Source organism: Streptomyces sp. NRRL F-5727 (assembly GCF_000719555.1).
In the GTDB taxonomy this organism is placed as follows: Bacteria; Actinomycetota; Actinomycetes; order Streptomycetales; family Streptomycetaceae; genus Streptomyces.
Map to the genome: position 1 here is coordinate 104,006 of NZ_JOGX01000006.1, position 14,719 is coordinate 118,724.

The 14,719-nt window shown below is 75.2% G+C and carries 17 protein-coding genes and 1 tRNA gene; 10 read left to right on the plus strand and 8 right to left on the minus strand.

Features of this window, described 5'->3' with window-relative positions:
* Window positions 1-63 precede the first annotated feature (63 nt).
* Both IF73_RS0106860 and IF73_RS0106865 read left to right on the plus strand, forming a co-directional pair.
* Window positions 64-369 carry a 4a-hydroxytetrahydrobiopterin dehydratase gene (locus IF73_RS0106860; protein ID WP_031004550.1) on the plus strand — a complete coding sequence of 102 codons (306 nt, stop codon included), beginning with the start codon at window positions 64-66 and terminating at the stop codon, window positions 367-369.
* 352 nt (window positions 370-721) lie between these two features.
* The gene (locus tag IF73_RS0106865; RefSeq protein ID WP_031004551.1) at window positions 722-1,657 is read left to right on the plus strand and encodes a class I SAM-dependent methyltransferase; all 936 of its coding nucleotides are present in this window, start codon (window positions 722-724) and stop codon (window positions 1,655-1,657) included.
* 24 nt (window positions 1,658-1,681) lie between these two features.
* Here the strand turns inward: IF73_RS0106865 and IF73_RS0106870 are convergent, their stop codons facing one another.
* From IF73_RS0106870 to IF73_RS0106885, 4 genes are all read right to left on the minus strand, one after another.
* Window positions 1,682-2,164 (minus strand): RICIN domain-containing protein, encoded by a 483-nt coding sequence (locus tag IF73_RS0106870; RefSeq protein ID WP_031004552.1) that lies wholly within the window; start codon window positions 2,162-2,164, stop codon window positions 1,682-1,684.
* A 4-nt stretch (window positions 2,165-2,168) separates the two neighbouring features.
* Window positions 2,169-2,960 carry an aldo/keto reductase gene (locus tag IF73_RS0106875; RefSeq protein WP_051716602.1) on the minus strand — a complete coding sequence of 264 codons (792 nt, stop codon included), beginning with the start codon at window positions 2,958-2,960 and terminating at the stop codon, window positions 2,169-2,171.
* Window positions 2,961-3,125: 165 nt separating this feature from the next.
* Complete coding sequence (locus IF73_RS0106880; RefSeq protein WP_031004554.1) at window positions 3,126-4,967, minus strand: AMP-dependent synthetase/ligase; 1,842 nt, start codon at window positions 4,965-4,967, stop codon at window positions 3,126-3,128.
* Window positions 4,968-5,264: 297 nt separating this feature from the next.
* A complete protein-coding gene (locus IF73_RS0106885) occupies window positions 5,265-6,137 on the minus strand; it encodes a LysR family transcriptional regulator (protein WP_031004555.1) in 873 nt (290 codons plus the stop codon).
* Between the two features lie 119 nt (window positions 6,138-6,256).
* Here IF73_RS0106885 and IF73_RS0106890 point away from each other — a divergent pair, with 119 nt between their 5' ends.
* From IF73_RS0106890 to IF73_RS0106900, 3 genes are read left to right on the plus strand one after another with little or no spacing between them, the layout of a single operon-like run.
* Window positions 6,257-7,342, plus strand: coding sequence for a bile acid:sodium symporter family protein (locus tag IF73_RS0106890; RefSeq protein WP_078867966.1), 1,086 nt, complete (start codon window positions 6,257-6,259; stop codon window positions 7,340-7,342).
* A gap of 25 nt (window positions 7,343-7,367) precedes the next feature.
* Window positions 7,368-7,889: an isochorismatase family protein gene (locus IF73_RS0106895; RefSeq protein WP_031004557.1), complete on the plus strand. Its 522-nt coding sequence runs from the start codon at window positions 7,368-7,370 to the stop codon at window positions 7,887-7,889.
* Entirely contained in the window at window positions 7,886-8,269 is a 384-nt protein-coding gene (locus tag IF73_RS0106900; RefSeq protein ID WP_031004558.1) for a hypothetical protein, read from the plus strand. The genes IF73_RS0106895 and IF73_RS0106900 overlap by 4 nt, the downstream gene beginning before the upstream one ends.
* A gap of 9 nt (window positions 8,270-8,278) precedes the next feature.
* Here IF73_RS0106900 and fdhD read toward each other — a convergent pair whose 3' ends face one another.
* On the minus strand, window positions 8,279-9,106 hold the full coding sequence (gene fdhD, locus IF73_RS0106905; RefSeq protein ID WP_031004560.1) for a formate dehydrogenase accessory sulfurtransferase FdhD: 828 nt from the start codon (window positions 9,104-9,106) through the stop codon (window positions 8,279-8,281).
* A gap of 218 nt (window positions 9,107-9,324) precedes the next feature.
* Here fdhD and IF73_RS0106910 point away from each other — a divergent pair, with 218 nt between their 5' ends.
* The 5 genes from IF73_RS0106910 to IF73_RS38570 all read left to right on the plus strand — a co-directional run bounded on the left by IF73_RS0106910 (window position 9,325) and on the right by IF73_RS38570 (window position 12,898).
* The gene (locus IF73_RS0106910; RefSeq protein WP_031004562.1) at window positions 9,325-10,269 is read left to right on the plus strand and encodes a beta-ketoacyl-ACP synthase III; all 945 of its coding nucleotides are present in this window, start codon (window positions 9,325-9,327) and stop codon (window positions 10,267-10,269) included.
* Between the two features lie 166 nt (window positions 10,270-10,435).
* Complete coding sequence (locus IF73_RS0106915; RefSeq protein ID WP_031004564.1) at window positions 10,436-10,987, plus strand: hypothetical protein; 552 nt, start codon at window positions 10,436-10,438, stop codon at window positions 10,985-10,987.
* A gap of 84 nt (window positions 10,988-11,071) precedes the next feature.
* Entirely contained in the window at window positions 11,072-11,707 is a 636-nt protein-coding gene (locus IF73_RS0106920; protein WP_031004566.1) for a class F sortase, read from the plus strand.
* Window positions 11,708-11,998: 291 nt separating this feature from the next.
* Window positions 11,999-12,086 (plus strand) — tRNA-Leu (locus IF73_RS0106925).
* A 95-nt stretch (window positions 12,087-12,181) separates the two neighbouring features.
* Window positions 12,182-12,898 (plus strand): hypothetical protein, encoded by a 717-nt coding sequence (locus IF73_RS38570; RefSeq protein ID WP_051716588.1) that lies wholly within the window; start codon window positions 12,182-12,184, stop codon window positions 12,896-12,898.
* A gap of 6 nt (window positions 12,899-12,904) precedes the next feature.
* On the opposite strand, the gene IF73_RS0106935 is transcribed toward IF73_RS38570, so the two are convergent.
* The 3 genes from IF73_RS0106935 to IF73_RS0106945 are packed head-to-tail and all read right to left on the minus strand — an operon-like array spanning window position 12,905 to window position 14,590.
* Window positions 12,905-13,615: a class I SAM-dependent methyltransferase gene (locus IF73_RS0106935; RefSeq protein ID WP_031004571.1), complete on the minus strand. Its 711-nt coding sequence runs from the start codon at window positions 13,613-13,615 to the stop codon at window positions 12,905-12,907.
* Window positions 13,616-13,649: 34 nt separating this feature from the next.
* Complete coding sequence (locus IF73_RS0106940) at window positions 13,650-14,078, minus strand: hypothetical protein (protein WP_107049210.1); 429 nt, start codon at window positions 14,076-14,078, stop codon at window positions 13,650-13,652.
* A gap of 5 nt (window positions 14,079-14,083) precedes the next feature.
* Window positions 14,084-14,590: an ATP-binding protein gene (locus IF73_RS0106945; RefSeq protein ID WP_234338177.1), complete on the minus strand. Its 507-nt coding sequence runs from the start codon at window positions 14,588-14,590 to the stop codon at window positions 14,084-14,086.
* Window positions 14,591-14,719 lie beyond the last annotated feature (129 nt).

A 14,719-nucleotide genomic window follows, 5' to 3' on the forward strand; every position in this document is an offset into this window, starting at 1 on the left:
CGGGGACCACCGCCCGCACCACGTACCCCACCCCGCGCACCACCGACCGGAGGGAGCACCCCCGTGCCCACACAGCCGCTGTCGCAGAAGGAGATCGAGGACCGACTGCGGGAGCTCCCCGGCTGGTCCGTCGAGGACGCGCGCCTGGTCCGCTCCTACCGGCTCCCCGACCACTTCGCCGCCACCGCGCTCGTCGTCCACGTCGCCCAGATCCAGCAGGAGCTGAACCACCACGCGGACCTGACGCTCGGCTACGACTCGGTCGCCCTGGCCGTCTCCACCCACTCCGCCGGCGGCGCCCTCACCGAGAAGGACTTCGCCCTCGCCGAGCGCGTCGAGACCATCGCCCCCGGCCACGGCGCGCACTGACGCACCGTCCGCTCGTAGGCTGCCCTCCGTGGCGGACACCCTGCTCGACCACGAGACCGGGGCGGCCCACTACGACGAGACCCGGGGCGGCGTGCCCCGGGCCGAGGCGGCGGCCGGCGCCGTGCTGCGGCTGCTGCCGTCCGGCGCCCGCACCCTCCTCGACCTCGCCTGCGGCACCGGCCTCGTCACCGAGCGGACCGCCCGGCCCGGGCTGCGCGTGCTCGGCGGACCCCGAGTACCGCCTCACCGCCTACGCGAAGACCACCGCCGGCTGACCGCTCCGGCGCCGACACGTTTGCCGTACCGGCAAAATTTCTCGCGTATCCGGCGAGCACCGGCGCACCCTGGTCCCATGACCCAGCATCGCGACGCCCACCACCACGGAGCCGGCCACGACCACTCCGCGTCCCCCAGCCACTCCCACTCCCACTCCCACGGCGACGGCGCCGAACTCGACTGGGGGCGGCTCGCCCCGCTGCTGGAGCGGCAGGCCGAGGTCGCCGGGGGCGCCTACCGGGAGGCCGCCGCCTGGCTCGGCACCCTCGTCCCCGCGAGCGGCGTGCGCCGCCTGCTCGACGTCGGCAGCGGCCCCGGCGTCATCACCGCGCTCCTCGCGGAGGCGTTCCCGTACGCCGAGGCCGTCGCCGTCGACGGCACCCCCGAGCTCCTGGAGCGGGCCCGCGCCCGCGCCGAGGACCACGGGCTCGGCGGCCGGGTCTCCACCCTGCGCGCCGAACTCCCCGAGGAGACCGCCACGCTGGGCGAGGCCGACCTGCTGTGGGCGGGCAACTCCCTGCACCACATCGGCGACCAGCGGGCCGCGCTCGCCGACTTCGCCAAGCTGCTGCGCCCCGGCGGCCTGGTCGCCCTCGTCGAGGGCGGGCTGCCGCTCCGCCATCTGCCCCGGGACATCGGCATCGGCCGCCCCGGCCTGGAGGCCCGCCTCGACGCCGAGCACGCCGACTGGTTCGCCCGGATGCGCGCCGAACTGCCCGGCGCCGTCCGCGAACCGGACGACTGGCGCGCCCTGTTCGTCTCGGCCGGCCTCACCCCGGCCGGCACCCGCACCTTCCTGGTGGACGTGCCGGCGCCGGTCCCGCCGGTCGTCCGCGAGCTGGCCGTCCGTCACTTCGAGCGGCTCCGCGAGGGCATGGGCGAGCACCTGGCCGCCGAGGACCGCACGGTCCTCGACCGGCTCCTCGACCCGGCCGACGAGCACTCCCTGCACCGCCGGCCGGACCTCTTCCACCTGACGGCCCACACGGTCCACACCGCCCGCAAGGGCTGAACCGCCCGGGCCGCCGCGCCCGCCTCAGGAGGACACCGGCTCCAGCCGCCACCACTGGAACGGGGAGTCGGTGTCCTCTCCCTGGCGGATGTCGGCGCCCTCGGCGGCCGACCCGTCCGCCACTTCGAGCAGCAGCCCGCTGATGAAGCTCACCAGCGTCACCGTCCCGGGCGTCTGGACGTCCTGCTCGATGATCCACTCCTGGGCGCCGAAGTTGTTCGCCCGCCACTGCTGGACGAGCGCGCCCGGCTCCGTGGAGGCGTTCACCACGTCGAGCCGCTTCCCGCTGGCCGCGTTGACCAGGTGGTAGAGCCCCCCGCCGTTCGGCACGGCGGACACCCTCCAGTGCTGCCCCGGGCTGTCCGTCGCGGCGCCCTGCTGCACCTTGGCGCCCCCGCGCCGCGAACCGGCGTACACCTCCAGGAGCAGCCCGCTGCCCACGTTCCGCACCCGGTACAGCCCGTCCGGGACGGGGGCCGTGCCCCCGTCCGCCGTCCCCCTCGCCACGGCCTCAGGCCACGTTGAACTCGGCCGGGTTCGGGCCGAGGCGCCGGCCCTCGTCCAGCGCGCCGATCGCGGCGAGGTCCTCCGCGTCCAGCTCGAAGTCGAAGACCTCGATGTTCTCGCGGATCCGGGACGGGGTCACCGACTTCGGGATGACCACGTTGCCCAGCTGGAGGTGCCAGCGGAGCACCACCTGGGCGGGGGTGCGCCCGTGCTTGCGGCCGATGGCGACGAGCGCCGGGACGTCGAGCAGTCCGCGGCCCTGGCCCAGCGGCGACCACGCCTCGGTCGCGATGCCGAGCTCGGCGTGCCGGGCGCGCGACTCGGCCTGCGCCAGCTGCGGGTGCAGCTCGATCTGGTTCACCGCCGGCACCACCGAGGTCTCGGCGGTCAGCCGCTCCAGGTGCTCGGGGAGGAAGTTCGAGACGCCGATCGCCTTGGCGCGCCCGTCGGCGAGGATCTTCTCCAGGGCCTTGTAGGTGTCGACGTACGCGTCCTTCGCCGGCACCGGCCAGTGGATCAGGTACAGGTCGACGTAGTCGAGGCCGAGGCGCTCCAGGGACGCGTCGAAGGCGCGCAGCGTGCTGTCGTGGCCCTGCTCGCTGTTCCACAGCTTGGTGGTGACGAAGAGCTCCTCACGGGGGATCCCGGAGGCGGCGACGGCCTCGCCGGTGCCCCGCTCGTTCTCGTAGACCGCCGCCGTGTCGATGGAGCGGTAGCCGGCCTCCAGGGCGGTGGCCACGGCCTTCGCCGCCTCGTCGTCCGGCACCTGCCAGACGCCGAAGCCGAGCTGCGGCATCGCCACGCCGTTGTTCAGGATGACCGAGGGGACCTTGCTGTCCGTGCTCACGTGGGATGGATCCTTACGTCGTCTTGGTCGTCGGCGGGCGCCGCGCGGACGCCTCGCCCCGAAGGGACAACGATCACCCGGCGCTCGTCATTCCGCGACCGCGCCACGGCCCCGTCAGCCGTACAGCGCCTCGACCTCCGCCGCGTACGCCCGCTCGATCGCCCTGCGCTTCAGCTTCAGCGACGGGGTGAGCAGCCCGTGCTCCTCGCTGAAGGGGTGGGCGAGGATCCGGAAGGTGCGGATCGACTCGGCCTGCGACACCAGGGTGTTGGCGGCGACCACCCCGCGCCGGATCTCCGTCTCCAGGTCCGGGTCGCGGACCAGCTCGGCGGGGGAGAGCGGCGGCCTGCCCTGGATGGCGAGCCAGTGGTCGACCGCCTCCTGGTCGAGGGTGACCAGGGCCGCGATGTACGGGCGGTCGTTGCCGACGACGAGGCACTGGGCGATCAGCGGGTGCGCCCGCACCCGCTCCTCCAGGCCGGTCGGCGCCACGCTCTTGCCGCCGGACGTCACCAGGATCTCCTTCTTCCGCCCGGTGATCGTCAGATAGCCCTCGGCGTCGAGCGCGCCGAGGTCTCCGGTGGCCAGCCAGCCGTCGTTCAGCACGGCGGCGGTGGCCGCCGGGTCGTTGAGGTAGCCGGAGAAGACCTGGCCGCCGTGGACCCACACCTCGCCGTCCTCCGCGATGTGCACGGTGGTGCCGGGCACGGGCCGGCCGACCGTGCCGTACCGGACCCGGCCCGGCGGGTTCGCGGTCGCGGCGGCCGTCGACTCCGTCAGGCCGTACCCCTCGAAGACGGTGACGCCGGCCCCGGCGAAGAACAGTCCGGTGGCCCGGTCCATCGCCGAGCCGCCCGACATCGCGTACCGGATCCGCCCGCCCAGCGCCTCGCGCACCTTGGTGTACACCGTCTTGTCGAAGAACTGGTGCTGCACCCGCAGCGCCGCCGACGGCCCCGGCCCCAGGCCGAACGCCTTGTGCTCCAGGGCCTCGGCGTACTTCACGGCCACGTCCACGGCCTTGTCGAAGACGGCGACCCGGCCGTCCTTCTCGGCCCTGCGGCGCGCCGCGTGGAAGATCTTCTCGAAGACGTACGGCACGGCGAGCACGAAACTCGGCCGGAAGGTCACCAGGTCGGGCAGGAGCGCGGAGGCGGTCATCGAGGGCTGGTGCCCCAGCTTCACCCCGCCGCGCACCGCCGCGACCTCCACCATCCGCCCGAAGACGTGGGCGAGCGGCAGGAAGAGCAGGGTGGACGCCTGGTCGCCCGGGCGGGAGCGGAAGACCGGCTCCCAGCCGGCGAGCAGGGCGTCCGTCTCGTACATGAAGTGGGCGTGGGTGATCACACAGCCCTTGGGGCGGCCGGTGGTGCCCGAGGTGTAGATGACCGTCGCCACCGACTCGGGGGTGACCGCGCGCCGGTGCCGGTGCACGACGTCCTCGTCGATGGCCTCGCCGGCGGCGGTCAGCTCCGCGACGGCACCGGGGCCCGCGTCCTCGCCCGGGTCGAGCTGCCACAGCCGCTGCAGCCGGGGCAGCCGGTCCACGACGGAGCCGATGGTCATGGCGTGGTCCTCGTGCTCCACCACGCACGCGGTGACCTCGGCGTCGTGCAGCATCCAGTGCACCTGGTCGGCGGAGGAGGTCGGGTACACCGGTACGGGCTGGGCGCCGAGCGTCCACAGCGCGAAGTCGAAGAGCGTCCACTCGTAGCGGGTACGGGACATGACGGCCACCCGGTCGCCGAACCGGACCCCGTGCGCGACCAGCCCCTTCGCCAGCGCCAGCACCTCGTCGCGGAACCGGGCGCAGCTCACGTCCTCCCAGGTCCCGTCGGCCGCCCGGCGTCCGAAGGCGACCGCGTCGGGGGTGTCGGCGGCGCGGGCGAAGACGGCGTCCGCCAGGCCGCCGCTCAGCGGGGCCGCCTCGACGGGCGGCACGGTGAACTCGCGCACGGACCTGCTCCTCCCTCGACGGCTCGGTGGCTGAAAGGGGCCGCTGTGACGGCTGCGGCGCCGTGACCGTACCCCACCGGGAGCGGCGGCGGGAGGACCTTCACCAAGCCGCGACATTCCCCGTTCGCACAGGTCAGGGCGGGTGAGGAGGCAAGTGACGGCCGCCCGCGCCCCGTTGCGTACCGCTCGGTACGTCCCGCGGCCGCCAAGTCTCCACCGAATCTGTACCGCCCGACCACGCGACCGCGACCGGCCGGTATGCGACGGACGGCCACGGAACGGGCCCGGGCCCGTCCCTCACCCCGGGCGGCGCAGCCCGTCGCCGCCCTCCAGGATCGCCTCGGCCAGCGCGTCCGCCGCCTCCTGGGTCGCGCCGCCGCGTCGGCCCTTGCGCAGGACGAAGTCGACCTCGCCCAGGTCCGGCAGGCCGGCCCGGGCCGGTACGGGGGCGAGGCCGGGCGGGATCAGGCCGCGGGTGTGCGCCATCACGCCGAGCCCCGCGCGGGCCGCCGCCACGTTGGCGCTCAGGCTGGAGCTCGTACAGGCGATCCGCCAGGCCCGGCCCTCCGCCTCCAGGGCCGCGAGGGCGCGGGCCCGCGTGATGCCCGGCGGCGGGTAGACGATCAGCGGCACCGGCCGGTCCGGGTCGAGCCGCAGCCCCGGCGCCCCGATCCACACCAGGACGTCGCTCCACACCGGCACCCCGCCGTCGCCGTCCGCCCCGGCGCCCCGCTTGGCCAGGATCAGGTCGAGCCGGCCCGCCGCCAGCCGCGCCTGGAGGAGCCCCGAGAGGCCGACGGTCAGCTCCAGGTCCACCTCGGGGTGGGCGCGCCGGAAGGACTCCAGGATCTCCGGCAGCCGGGTCGCCACGAAGTCCTCCGAGGCGCCGAACCGCAGCCGGCCGCGCAGCCGCGTCCCGGTGAAGAAGGCCGCCGCCCGCTCGTGCGCCTGGAGGATCGCGCGGGCGAAGCCCAGCATCGCCTGCCCGTCCTCGGTCAGCTCCACGCTGTGGGTGTCCCGGGTGAAGAGCGGCCGCCCGGCCGCCTCCTCCAGCCGCCGGACGTGCTGGCTGACGGTCGACTGGCGCAGCCCGAGCCGTCGCGCCGCCCTGGTGAAGCTCAGCGTCTGGGCGACGGCGAGGAAGGTGCGCAGCTGGGTGGGCTCGTACACGGGGCCGACGTTATCGCGGATCGTGATGACAGTCAGTGCGCTGTGCGGGATTCCCGATGACCGGGCCGTCGACCAGGATGGGAGACGCACCCGACCCGCCACCAGCCCCGTGTGGAGCCATGAACCGACGCCCCCTCATACCCGCCCGGCTCCCGGTCGACGGCTACGTCCTCGCCCTGCTCGGCACCGTCGGCCTCGCCGCCCTGCTGCCCGCCTCCGGCGCGGCCGCCGACGTCGCCGGGGCCGCCGCCACCGGCGCGGTCGCGCTCCTCTTCTTCCTCTACGGCGCCCGGCTGTCCACCCGGGAGGCGCTCGACGGACTGCGCCACTGGCGACTCCACCTCACCGTCCTCTGCTGCACCTTCCTCGTCTTCCCGCTCCTCGGCCTGGCCGCCCGGGGACTGGTCCCGGCCGTCCTCACCCCCCAGCTGTACAGCGGCTTCCTCTTCCTCTGCCTGGTCCCGTCGACCATCCAGTCGTCGATCGCCTTCACCTCGATCGCCCGGGGCAACGTGCCGGCCGCCCTCTGCGCCGGCTCCTTCTCCTCGCTCGCCGGCATCGTGCTCACCCCGCTGCTCGCCGCCGCCCTGCTCGGCGGGGACACCGGCGGCCTCTCCGCCGACGCCGTCGTCAGGATCGTCCTCCAGCTCCTGGTGCCGTTCCTGCTCGGTCAGGCGCTGCGCCGCTGGGTCGGCGGCTTCCTGGCCCGGCGGAGGAAGGCGCTCGGGTACGTCGACCGGGGCTCCATCCTCCTCGTCGTCTACACCGCCTTCAGCCAGGGCATGGTCGCCGGCATCTGGCACCTGGTGACCCCCGGCCGGCTCGCCCTGCTGCTCGCCGCCGAGGCCGCCCTCCTCGCCCTCATGCTCGCCCTGACCTGGTACGGAGCCGGACGGCTCGGTTTCGGACGGGCCGACCGGATCGCCATCCAGTTCGCCGGCTCCAAGAAGAGCCTGGCCGCCGGCCTGCCCATGGCGAGCGTCCTCTTCGGCGCCCACGCCTCGCTCGCGGTGCTGCCGCTGATGCTCTTCCACCAGATGCAGCTCATGGTCTGCGCGGTCCTCGCCAGGCGCCGCGCCCGCGACCCGGAGGAGACCGGGGCCGCCGCCGGGACCGCCCCCACCCTCCCGGGCGCCGCCCCCGCCCCCGTACCCGCTCCGCCCTCCGGACGGGACGGGATCACGCCACCGGCCCCGCCGCGGTGATCATCCGGGCCGCTACCGTGCTCCCATGCCCTCACTCGATCCCGCCCGCACCGCGCTCCTCCTCGTCGACCTGATGGAACGGATCGTCGCGCTGCCGCTCGCCCCCCGCCCCGGCACCGACGTCCTCGCCGCCGCCGGCCGGCTCGCCACCGCCTTCCGCGCCGCCGGCGCGCCCGTCGTCCACCTCCGCGCCGAGCGGCCCGGCGTCCCCGCCCAGCCGCCCGGCAGCGACCTCGTGCCCGACCTCGTGCGCACGGACGAGCCGGTCCTCGTCAAGCGCACCATCGGCGGCTTCCAGGACACCGGTCTGCACGAGGTGCTCACCGGCCTCGGCGTCCGCACCCTCGTCCTCGCCGGGATCGCCACCAACCTCGGCGTCGAGTCCACCGCCCGCGCCGCCGCCGACCTCGGCTACGACCTCGTCTTCGCCGAGGACGCCATGACCGCGCTCACCGCCGACGAGCACCGGGCCTCCGTCGACCTCGACTTCCCCCGCCTCGGCACCGTCGCCACCGTCCCCGGGATCACCCTGGACGGCCGCGGATGAACCGCGTCCCGATACGGTACGGGTCCCGTCCCTGCTCCCTGGTCGTCTGCCGGGGCTGCTGCTGCGGCGACCCCCGCAAGAACCCCGGCACCGACCACGCCGCCCAGCTCGACCGGCTCCGCACCGCCGCCGCGGCCTCCGGCGGGAAGCTCGCCGTCCGCACCAGCGACTGCCTCGGCCCCTGCGCCCAGGCCAACATCGTCGTCGTCCAGCCCTCCACCGAGGGGCGCCGCCGCGGCGGCCGGGCCGCCTGGGTCGGCTTCACCCTCGACGACGACTGCCTCGACGACATCCTCGCCTGGACCGAGGCCGGCGGCCCCGGCCTCGCCCCGCCCCCGGCGACCCTGGCCCTCCAGATGATCGACCCGCCGAAGAACTAGCCGACGGTCCTACAGCACGATCCGGTGCTCGCCCGCGTACACGTTCATGTCCGGCCCGCGCAGGAAGCCGACCAGCGTCAGCCCCGTCTCCGCCGCCAGGTCGACCGCCAGCGAGGACGGCGCGGACACCGCGGCGAGCACCGGGATCCCCGCCATCACCGCCTTCTGCGCCAGCTCGAACGAGGCCCGCCCGGACACCAGCAGCACCGCCCGGTCCAGCGGCAGCAGGTCCTCCCGCAGCGCCCGCCCGACCAGCTTGTCCACCGCGTTGTGCCGGCCCACGTCCTCCCGTACGTCGAGCAGCTCGCCGTCCTCCGAGAAGAGCGCCGCCGCGTGCAGCCCGCCCGTCGTGTCGAAGACCTTCTGCGCCGCCCGCAGCCGGTCCGGCAGCTCCGACAGGAGCGCCGGCGAGACCCGCACCGGGGGAGTGTCGGCGATCGGGAAGCGCGCCGTCGTCCGCACCGCGTCCAGGCTCGCCTTGCCGCACAGCCCGCACGACGAGGTCGTGTACACGTTCCGTTCCAGCGTGATGTCGGGGACGACGACCTCCGGGGCCGACTTCACGTCGACCACGTTGTACGTGTTGGTGCCGTCCTCCTTCGCCCCCGCGCAGTAGACGATGGACCGGACGTCCGCGGCCGAGGCGAGCACCCCCTCGCTGACCAGGAACCCCGCCGCCAGCGCGAAGTCGTCGCCCGGCGTCCGCATGGTGATGGCGATCGGCCGCCCGTTCAGCCGGATCTCCAGCGGCTCCTCCGCCACCAGCGTGTCCGGCCGCGCGCTCACCGCGCCGCCGCGGATCCGCGTGACTCGCCGTCGCTCGGTGACCCGTCCCATCCCCGCCGCCTTCGATTCCCTCGCTGTTCCCGACCCGACCCTGTCATTGTCCGTCACCCCGGCACCCCCGCCCGAACCCGGTGCGCCGCCCGACCCCTTGTCACGGTCGGCCAAGCGACCCGGGGGAATCTTGGTGGTTTACGTCACCTGTTACCCATCAGTCGCTGGCGAGACTGGGTGGTTCCTGCCGCTGAACGAACCATCGAGGGGGTCCCGGGATGACGGGCACTCGCATCGCCGCGCTCGGGCACTACCAGCCCGCCAAGGTGCTGACCAACCACGACCTGGCCGAGCTGGTCGACACCAGCGACGAGTGGATCCTCAGCCGGGTCGGCATCCGCACGCGGCACGTCGCCGGCCCCGAGGAGCCGGTCGACGAGCTCGCCGCGCACGCGGCCGGCAAGGCGCTCGCCGCCGCCGGGCTCGCTCCCGGCGACATCGACTACGTCATCGTCGCCACCTCCACCGCGATCGACCGCTCGCCCAACACCGCCGCCCGGGTCGCCGCCCGCCTCGGCATGGACGCGCCCGCCACCCTCGACCTCAACGTGGTCTGCGCCGGCTTCACCCACGCCCTCGCCACCGCCGACCACGCGGTCCGCGCCGGGGCCGCCCGCCGCGCCCTGGTCATCGGCGCCGACAAGATGACCGAGATCACCGACTGGACCGACCGCACCACCTGCGTGCTCACCGGCGACGGCGCGGGCGCCGTGATCGTCGAGGCGACCGAGACCGACACCGGCGCCATCGGCCCGGTCCTGTGGGGCTCGGTCCCCGAGATGGGCCACGCCGTCCGCATCGAGGGCACCCCGCCGCGCTTCGCCCAGGAGGGCCAGAGCGTCTACCGCTGGGCCACCCAGAAGCTGCCCGCCCTCGCCCGCGAGGCGTGCGCCCGCTCCGGCATCGCCCCCGAGGACCTCGCCGGCGTCGTCCTCCACCAGGCCAACCTGCGGATCATCGAACCGCTCGCCGCGAAGATCGGCGCCGTCAACGCCGTCGTCGCCCGGGACGTCGTCGACTCCGGCAACACCTCCGCCGCGTCCGTGCCGCTCGCCCTCGCCAAGCTCGTCGAGCGCGGCGAGCTCCCCTCCGGCGCCCCCGTCCTCCTCTTCGGCTTCGGCGGCAACCTCTCCTACGCAGGCCAGGTCGTCCGCGTCCCCTGAACGCCCCGCCGCGTGCCCCGGACGGCGCAGCCCGGGGAGGGCCCGGTGGCGGCGCCCCCGCGGCGCACCTAGCTTCGATCGCGGTGGGGGTGCCTGCGCCGACGGCGCCGGACCCGGACGCGGAGCGGCTCCGCGCCCCCGTTCCCGCCGCGACCCGGAGGACCGCATGCGCGCGATACGTACCGCTTCCGCCGCCCTGCTGATCACCGCGGCCGTGGCGGTGTCCGCCCCCACGGCCTCCGCGGACGACGGAACCACCCCGAACGTCACCTCCTTCGGCTTCTCCGTCACCCCGCGCACCGTCGCCCCCGGCGGCACGGTCACCCTGACCACGGAGGGCTGCGAGGTCCCGTCCGTCACCGTCACCTCCGGGATCTTCGACACCGTCACCCTCACCGAGGGCCGCCCCGGCACCGCCACCGTCGACCTCGACGCGAAGGCCGGCGCCGAGTACGAGATCGCCTTCGACTGCAAGGGCGAGCGCGGCACCACCACCCTGACCGTCGCCCACGGCACCACCCCGCCGGCCCCGGTCACCCCCGTCACTCCGCCCGCCCCGCCCGCCCCGCGCAAGGGCGTCAAGGCGGGCTTCGGCAGCTCCACCGGCTCCGACGCGCTCGGCACCGCCGAGCTGGCCACCGGCGCCGTCCTCATCGCCGCGGCCCTGGGCGTCGCCGTCGCCCTCACCCGCCGCGGCCGGACCGGCGGCCGCCCCTGAGACGGCCCCTCCGCCCCGGTGTGACGAGGTCCGGGACGGAGGGGCGACCAGCAGCACCGCACCCGAGACGAGGAGGCCGAGCCCGTGGAGAGCGCCTACGGCCGGCGCGGCGCCTGGGGCGTCGTCGCGGTCCTCCTCCTCGTCGGCGTCCACCTCGTCCGGGGCGGTACGGAGCAGCTCACCGCCACCGGCCCGCCCCGGCCCCTCGCGGCGGACGCCCCCGCGGCCCCGGCACCGCCGCCGCCCCCGCCCCGCCCGGGCCTCCCGGCCGCCGCCCCGCTGGCCGTCGCGATCCCCGCGCTCGGCGTGGACGCCCCGCTCACCCAGGTCGGCCTCGACGCCGACGGCTGGATCGAGGCCCCGCCGCCCGAGCACCCCGGCCGGGCCGGCTGGTACACCGGCGCCGCCACCCCCGGCGAACCCGGCACCGCCGTCGTCGTCGGCCACGTCGACACCCCGGCGGGACCGGCCGTCTTCCACGCCCTCGGCTCCCTCACCCGCGGCCGCGCGATCGAGGTCCGCCGCGCCGACGGCCGGACCGCCGTCTTCACCGTCCACGGCGTCGAGCTCGTCCCGAAGGACGGCTTCCCCGCCGACCGCGTCTACGCCTCCACCGGCGCCCCCGAACTCCGCGTGATCACCTGCGGCGGCCGCTACACCCGCGCCACCGGCTACACCGGCAACGTCGTCGTCTCCGCCCGCCTCACCGACGTCCGCTGACCTGACGTATTCCGGACACGAACTGGCCTGGACCAACCCACGGGGGAGAAGGTGGTACCCGGAGCGGGCGTCGGGGGGCGCCCGGCTCCAGGCCGCCGAGGCGGCATCCCCGGGGATGGGCGGTCCCCGTGCGCCCGGTCACGACCCGGGGTCCACCGGCGCACGGGACCGCCCCCTCCTCCCACCACCCCCACGACTGACCACGGAAAACGCCGGTGAAAGCGCCCGCGAACCCCTGGTAGAGTTATCCATGTCGCCGCGGGGAACACCCCGCGAAACGACAGACACCTTGTCCGGGTGGCGGAATGGCAGACGCGCTAGCTTGAGGTGCTAGTGCCCTTTATCGGGCGTGGGGGTTCAAGTCCCCCCTCGGACACCACACGAAAGCGCCGGTCGATCTCGCATCGACCGGCGCTTTCGGCATGCCGCGCCTACCCTGAGGGGAACCCCTCTCGGGGATTGTGGAGGCGTGCCATGGGCGACGCGCACACGTCCGGTTCCGGCGGCCGGCCCTCCGGGGGCGGCGAACCACCGTCGGGCCCGCCACCCGGACCGCTCAGCGGATCCTCCCCCCGGCCCTCCCGCCGCCGGGCCTGGCTGCTCGCCCTGGTCGGAGTGATCGTCCTCGCCGTCGGCGTCGCCGGCCTCCTCGTGGGCACCGGCGCGTTCGGCGACGGCGACGGAGAGAAGACCCCCACCCCCACCCTCGCCCCCGCGACGGCGGCAGGCGAGACCTCCACCGCGCCCACGGCCCGGCCGGCCACGACCTTGCCGCCGGGCGGGGACTCCGCCGACGGCCTGCTCCCGTTCGGGCGGGCGCACCGGTACGAGGGCGGCGTCGAGGTGACGGTCTCCGCTCCCGAGCGCTTCACCCCGGCGGACTCGTCGGCCGGGCACAAGGCGGGGAACGTCGCGGTGAAGGTGGACGTGACCGTCCGCAACGACACCGGCGAACGGTTCGAACTCGTGAACGTGGTCGTCCAGGGCCGGGACGGCGAGGGCCGGGAGGCGGTGCGGGTCTTCGACGGCCAGGAGGGGCTGCTGCCGCTCTCCGGCGGCCTGCTCCCCGGCCGGAAGGCCGTCGCCGTCTACGGCTTCGACGTGCCGCCCGCCGCCGGGGAGACGTTCGAGGTCGAGGTGAGTGTCGGCTTCACCGGTGACTCCGCCTTCTGGGGCGGCAGGCTGCCGTGACCGGCCTCAGCCCTTCCGCGCCACCACCAGCCGGCAGTTCGGGCTGCCGTCCGGGCGGTGGCCGAAGGCGGTCAGGGGGAGGTGGGAGACGGTGAAGCCCGCCTGTTCCAGGCGGGCGCGCACGTCCGCGAGGCGGAAGGTGCGGTAGTACATGACGAACGGGGGGCGCCAGAGGGCGTTGCGGAGGCGCATCGCCGCGTCGAAGGCCCACAGGGTCCAGTAGGCGCGGGAGCCGACCGGGGGCGGGGCCGGGAGGGGGAAGGCGAAGGTGCCGCCGGGGCGCAGGGCGGCGTGGACCTGGGCGAAGAGGGTGCGCTGGGCGGCGGGGAGGAAGTGGCCGAAGGCGCCGAAGCTGACCGCCAGGTCGAAGGCCGGGGCGAAGGGCAGGGCCAGGGCGTCGGCGCGGACCAGGGTCGCGGTGGGGTGCCGGCGGCGGGCCTCGGCCAGCATGTTCGCACTGAAGTCGACGCCGGCGACACGGCCCGCGCAGACCGAGCGGAGGACGGGGAGGCCCGCGCCGGTGCCGCAGCAGACGTCCAGGCCGGACTCGAAGGGGCCCAGCTCCTCCAGGGCGCCGGCCACCGCCGTGAGGATCCGGTCCGGGGTGCGGAAGGGGGTCGCGTCGAACTTGGGCGCCAGGAGGTCGTAGCCGTGCTCGACCGAGGAGAGGGCTTCTCTGGTCAGTTCGCGGAGGGTCGGGCCCTGCGGGGTGAACATGGGACCGACTCTACGCAGCCGGGCGGCCGGACGGTCACAGGGCGCTGCGCACCTGCGGGGCGGGCCACGCCGGGGCGATCCCGGTGAGCTGGCAGGCCAGCAGGTAGAGGGGGATCGGCGGGGTGTAGGGCGAGGTGCCGTCCGGGTGGTGGATCAGGCGCGGGCCGCGGTCGGGGATCTCGGCGCCGGGGGCGTAGCAGGCGGGCAGCGGCCAGACCAGGTCGAGGTCGGAGCGGGCCGGGACGAGCCACCACCACCAGTCGGTGTCGGCGTACACACAGCCCTTGGCGGGCAGCCGGGAGAGGATCTTGAAGCCGAAGCGGGCGGGGACGCCGACGGCGTCGCAGCCGAGGCCGGTGTGGAGGCCGGTGGGGACCGCGAGGCGGGTGGCGGCGAGGGAGGGGCCGCGGCCGGGGCCGTTCTCGGGGGAGCGGCGGGCGCGGGGGACGAGCAGGGTCGCCATGGACTTCAGCATGGCTCTCCCAGGGCGAGGGGCAGCTCCGCCCAGACGATCTGGGCCGTGCCGTGCCCGGTGCGCTCGGCGCCCCAGGCCGCGCAGAGCGCGTCGACGATGAGGAGGCCGCGGCCGCGTTCGTCCGCGCCGCAGTCGCGTATCCGGGGGCCGGCGGGTCCGCCCTCGTCCCGTACGGCGATGCGGAGGGCTTCGGCGCCCTCGCGGACCTCGCAGACGATCCGGCTGCTCGCGGTGTGCAGGACCGCGTTGGTGACCAGTTCCGAGACGACCAGGGCGGCCGTGTCGCGTATCTCCGGTCCGCAGCCCCAGAGGATCAGCCGTTCCTCGGTGAGGTGGCGGGCGCGGCTCACGGACTCGGTGCGGGCGGGCAGCTCGAAGGCCATGCGGCGCAGGGGGGCGCGGTGCGGGGTGTCCCGGTGGTGCGGATCGCGGTGGCGGGCCTCGTGGGGGGCGGGATCGTGGCGGGTCTGCGGGCGCTGGGCCATGACTCGGGGGCTCATGAGACCTGAGGGCTGCGCGTTACCAGAGGCCACGACCGGTTCCTCACAACAGTGGGCAGGGCTGCCGTACGTCGCTGTCGCCGGGGCCCTGGGGCGCACCGGCGGCAGTGTGTACTGGTTCACCGGAAC

Bases quoted from the DNA above. Each gene is read 5' to 3' on its own strand.
- IF73_RS0106865 (WP_031004551.1), top strand. From the start codon at position 722: ATGACCCAGCATCGCGACGCCCACCACCACGGAGCCGGCCACGACCAC.
- IF73_RS0106875 (WP_051716602.1), bottom strand. From the start codon at position 2,960: ATGCCGCAGCTCGGCTTCGGCGTCTGGCAGGTGCCGGACGACGAGGCG.
- IF73_RS0106890 (WP_078867966.1), top strand. From the start codon at position 6,257: ATGAACCGACGCCCCCTCATACCCGCCCGGCTCCCGGTCGACGGCTAC.
- IF73_RS0106895 (WP_031004557.1), top strand. From the start codon at position 7,368: ATGCCCTCACTCGATCCCGCCCGCACCGCGCTCCTCCTCGTCGACCTG.
- IF73_RS0106900 (WP_031004558.1), top strand. From the start codon at position 7,886: ATGAACCGCGTCCCGATACGGTACGGGTCCCGTCCCTGCTCCCTGGTC.
- fdhD (WP_031004560.1), bottom strand. From the start codon at position 9,106: ATGGGACGGGTCACCGAGCGACGGCGAGTCACGCGGATCCGCGGCGGC.
- IF73_RS0106910 (WP_031004562.1), top strand. From the start codon at position 9,325: ATGACGGGCACTCGCATCGCCGCGCTCGGGCACTACCAGCCCGCCAAG.
- IF73_RS0106915 (WP_031004564.1), top strand. From the start codon at position 10,436: ATGCGCGCGATACGTACCGCTTCCGCCGCCCTGCTGATCACCGCGGCC.
- IF73_RS38570 (WP_051716588.1), top strand. From the start codon at position 12,182: ATGGGCGACGCGCACACGTCCGGTTCCGGCGGCCGGCCCTCCGGGGGC.
- IF73_RS0106935 (WP_031004571.1), bottom strand. From the start codon at position 13,615: ATGTTCACCCCGCAGGGCCCGACCCTCCGCGAACTGACCAGAGAAGCC.
- IF73_RS0106940 (WP_107049210.1), bottom strand. From the start codon at position 14,078: ATGGCGACCCTGCTCGTCCCCCGCGCCCGCCGCTCCCCCGAGAACGGC.
- IF73_RS0106945 (WP_234338177.1), bottom strand. From the start codon at position 14,590: ATGAGCCCCCGAGTCATGGCCCAGCGCCCGCAGACCCGCCACGATCCC.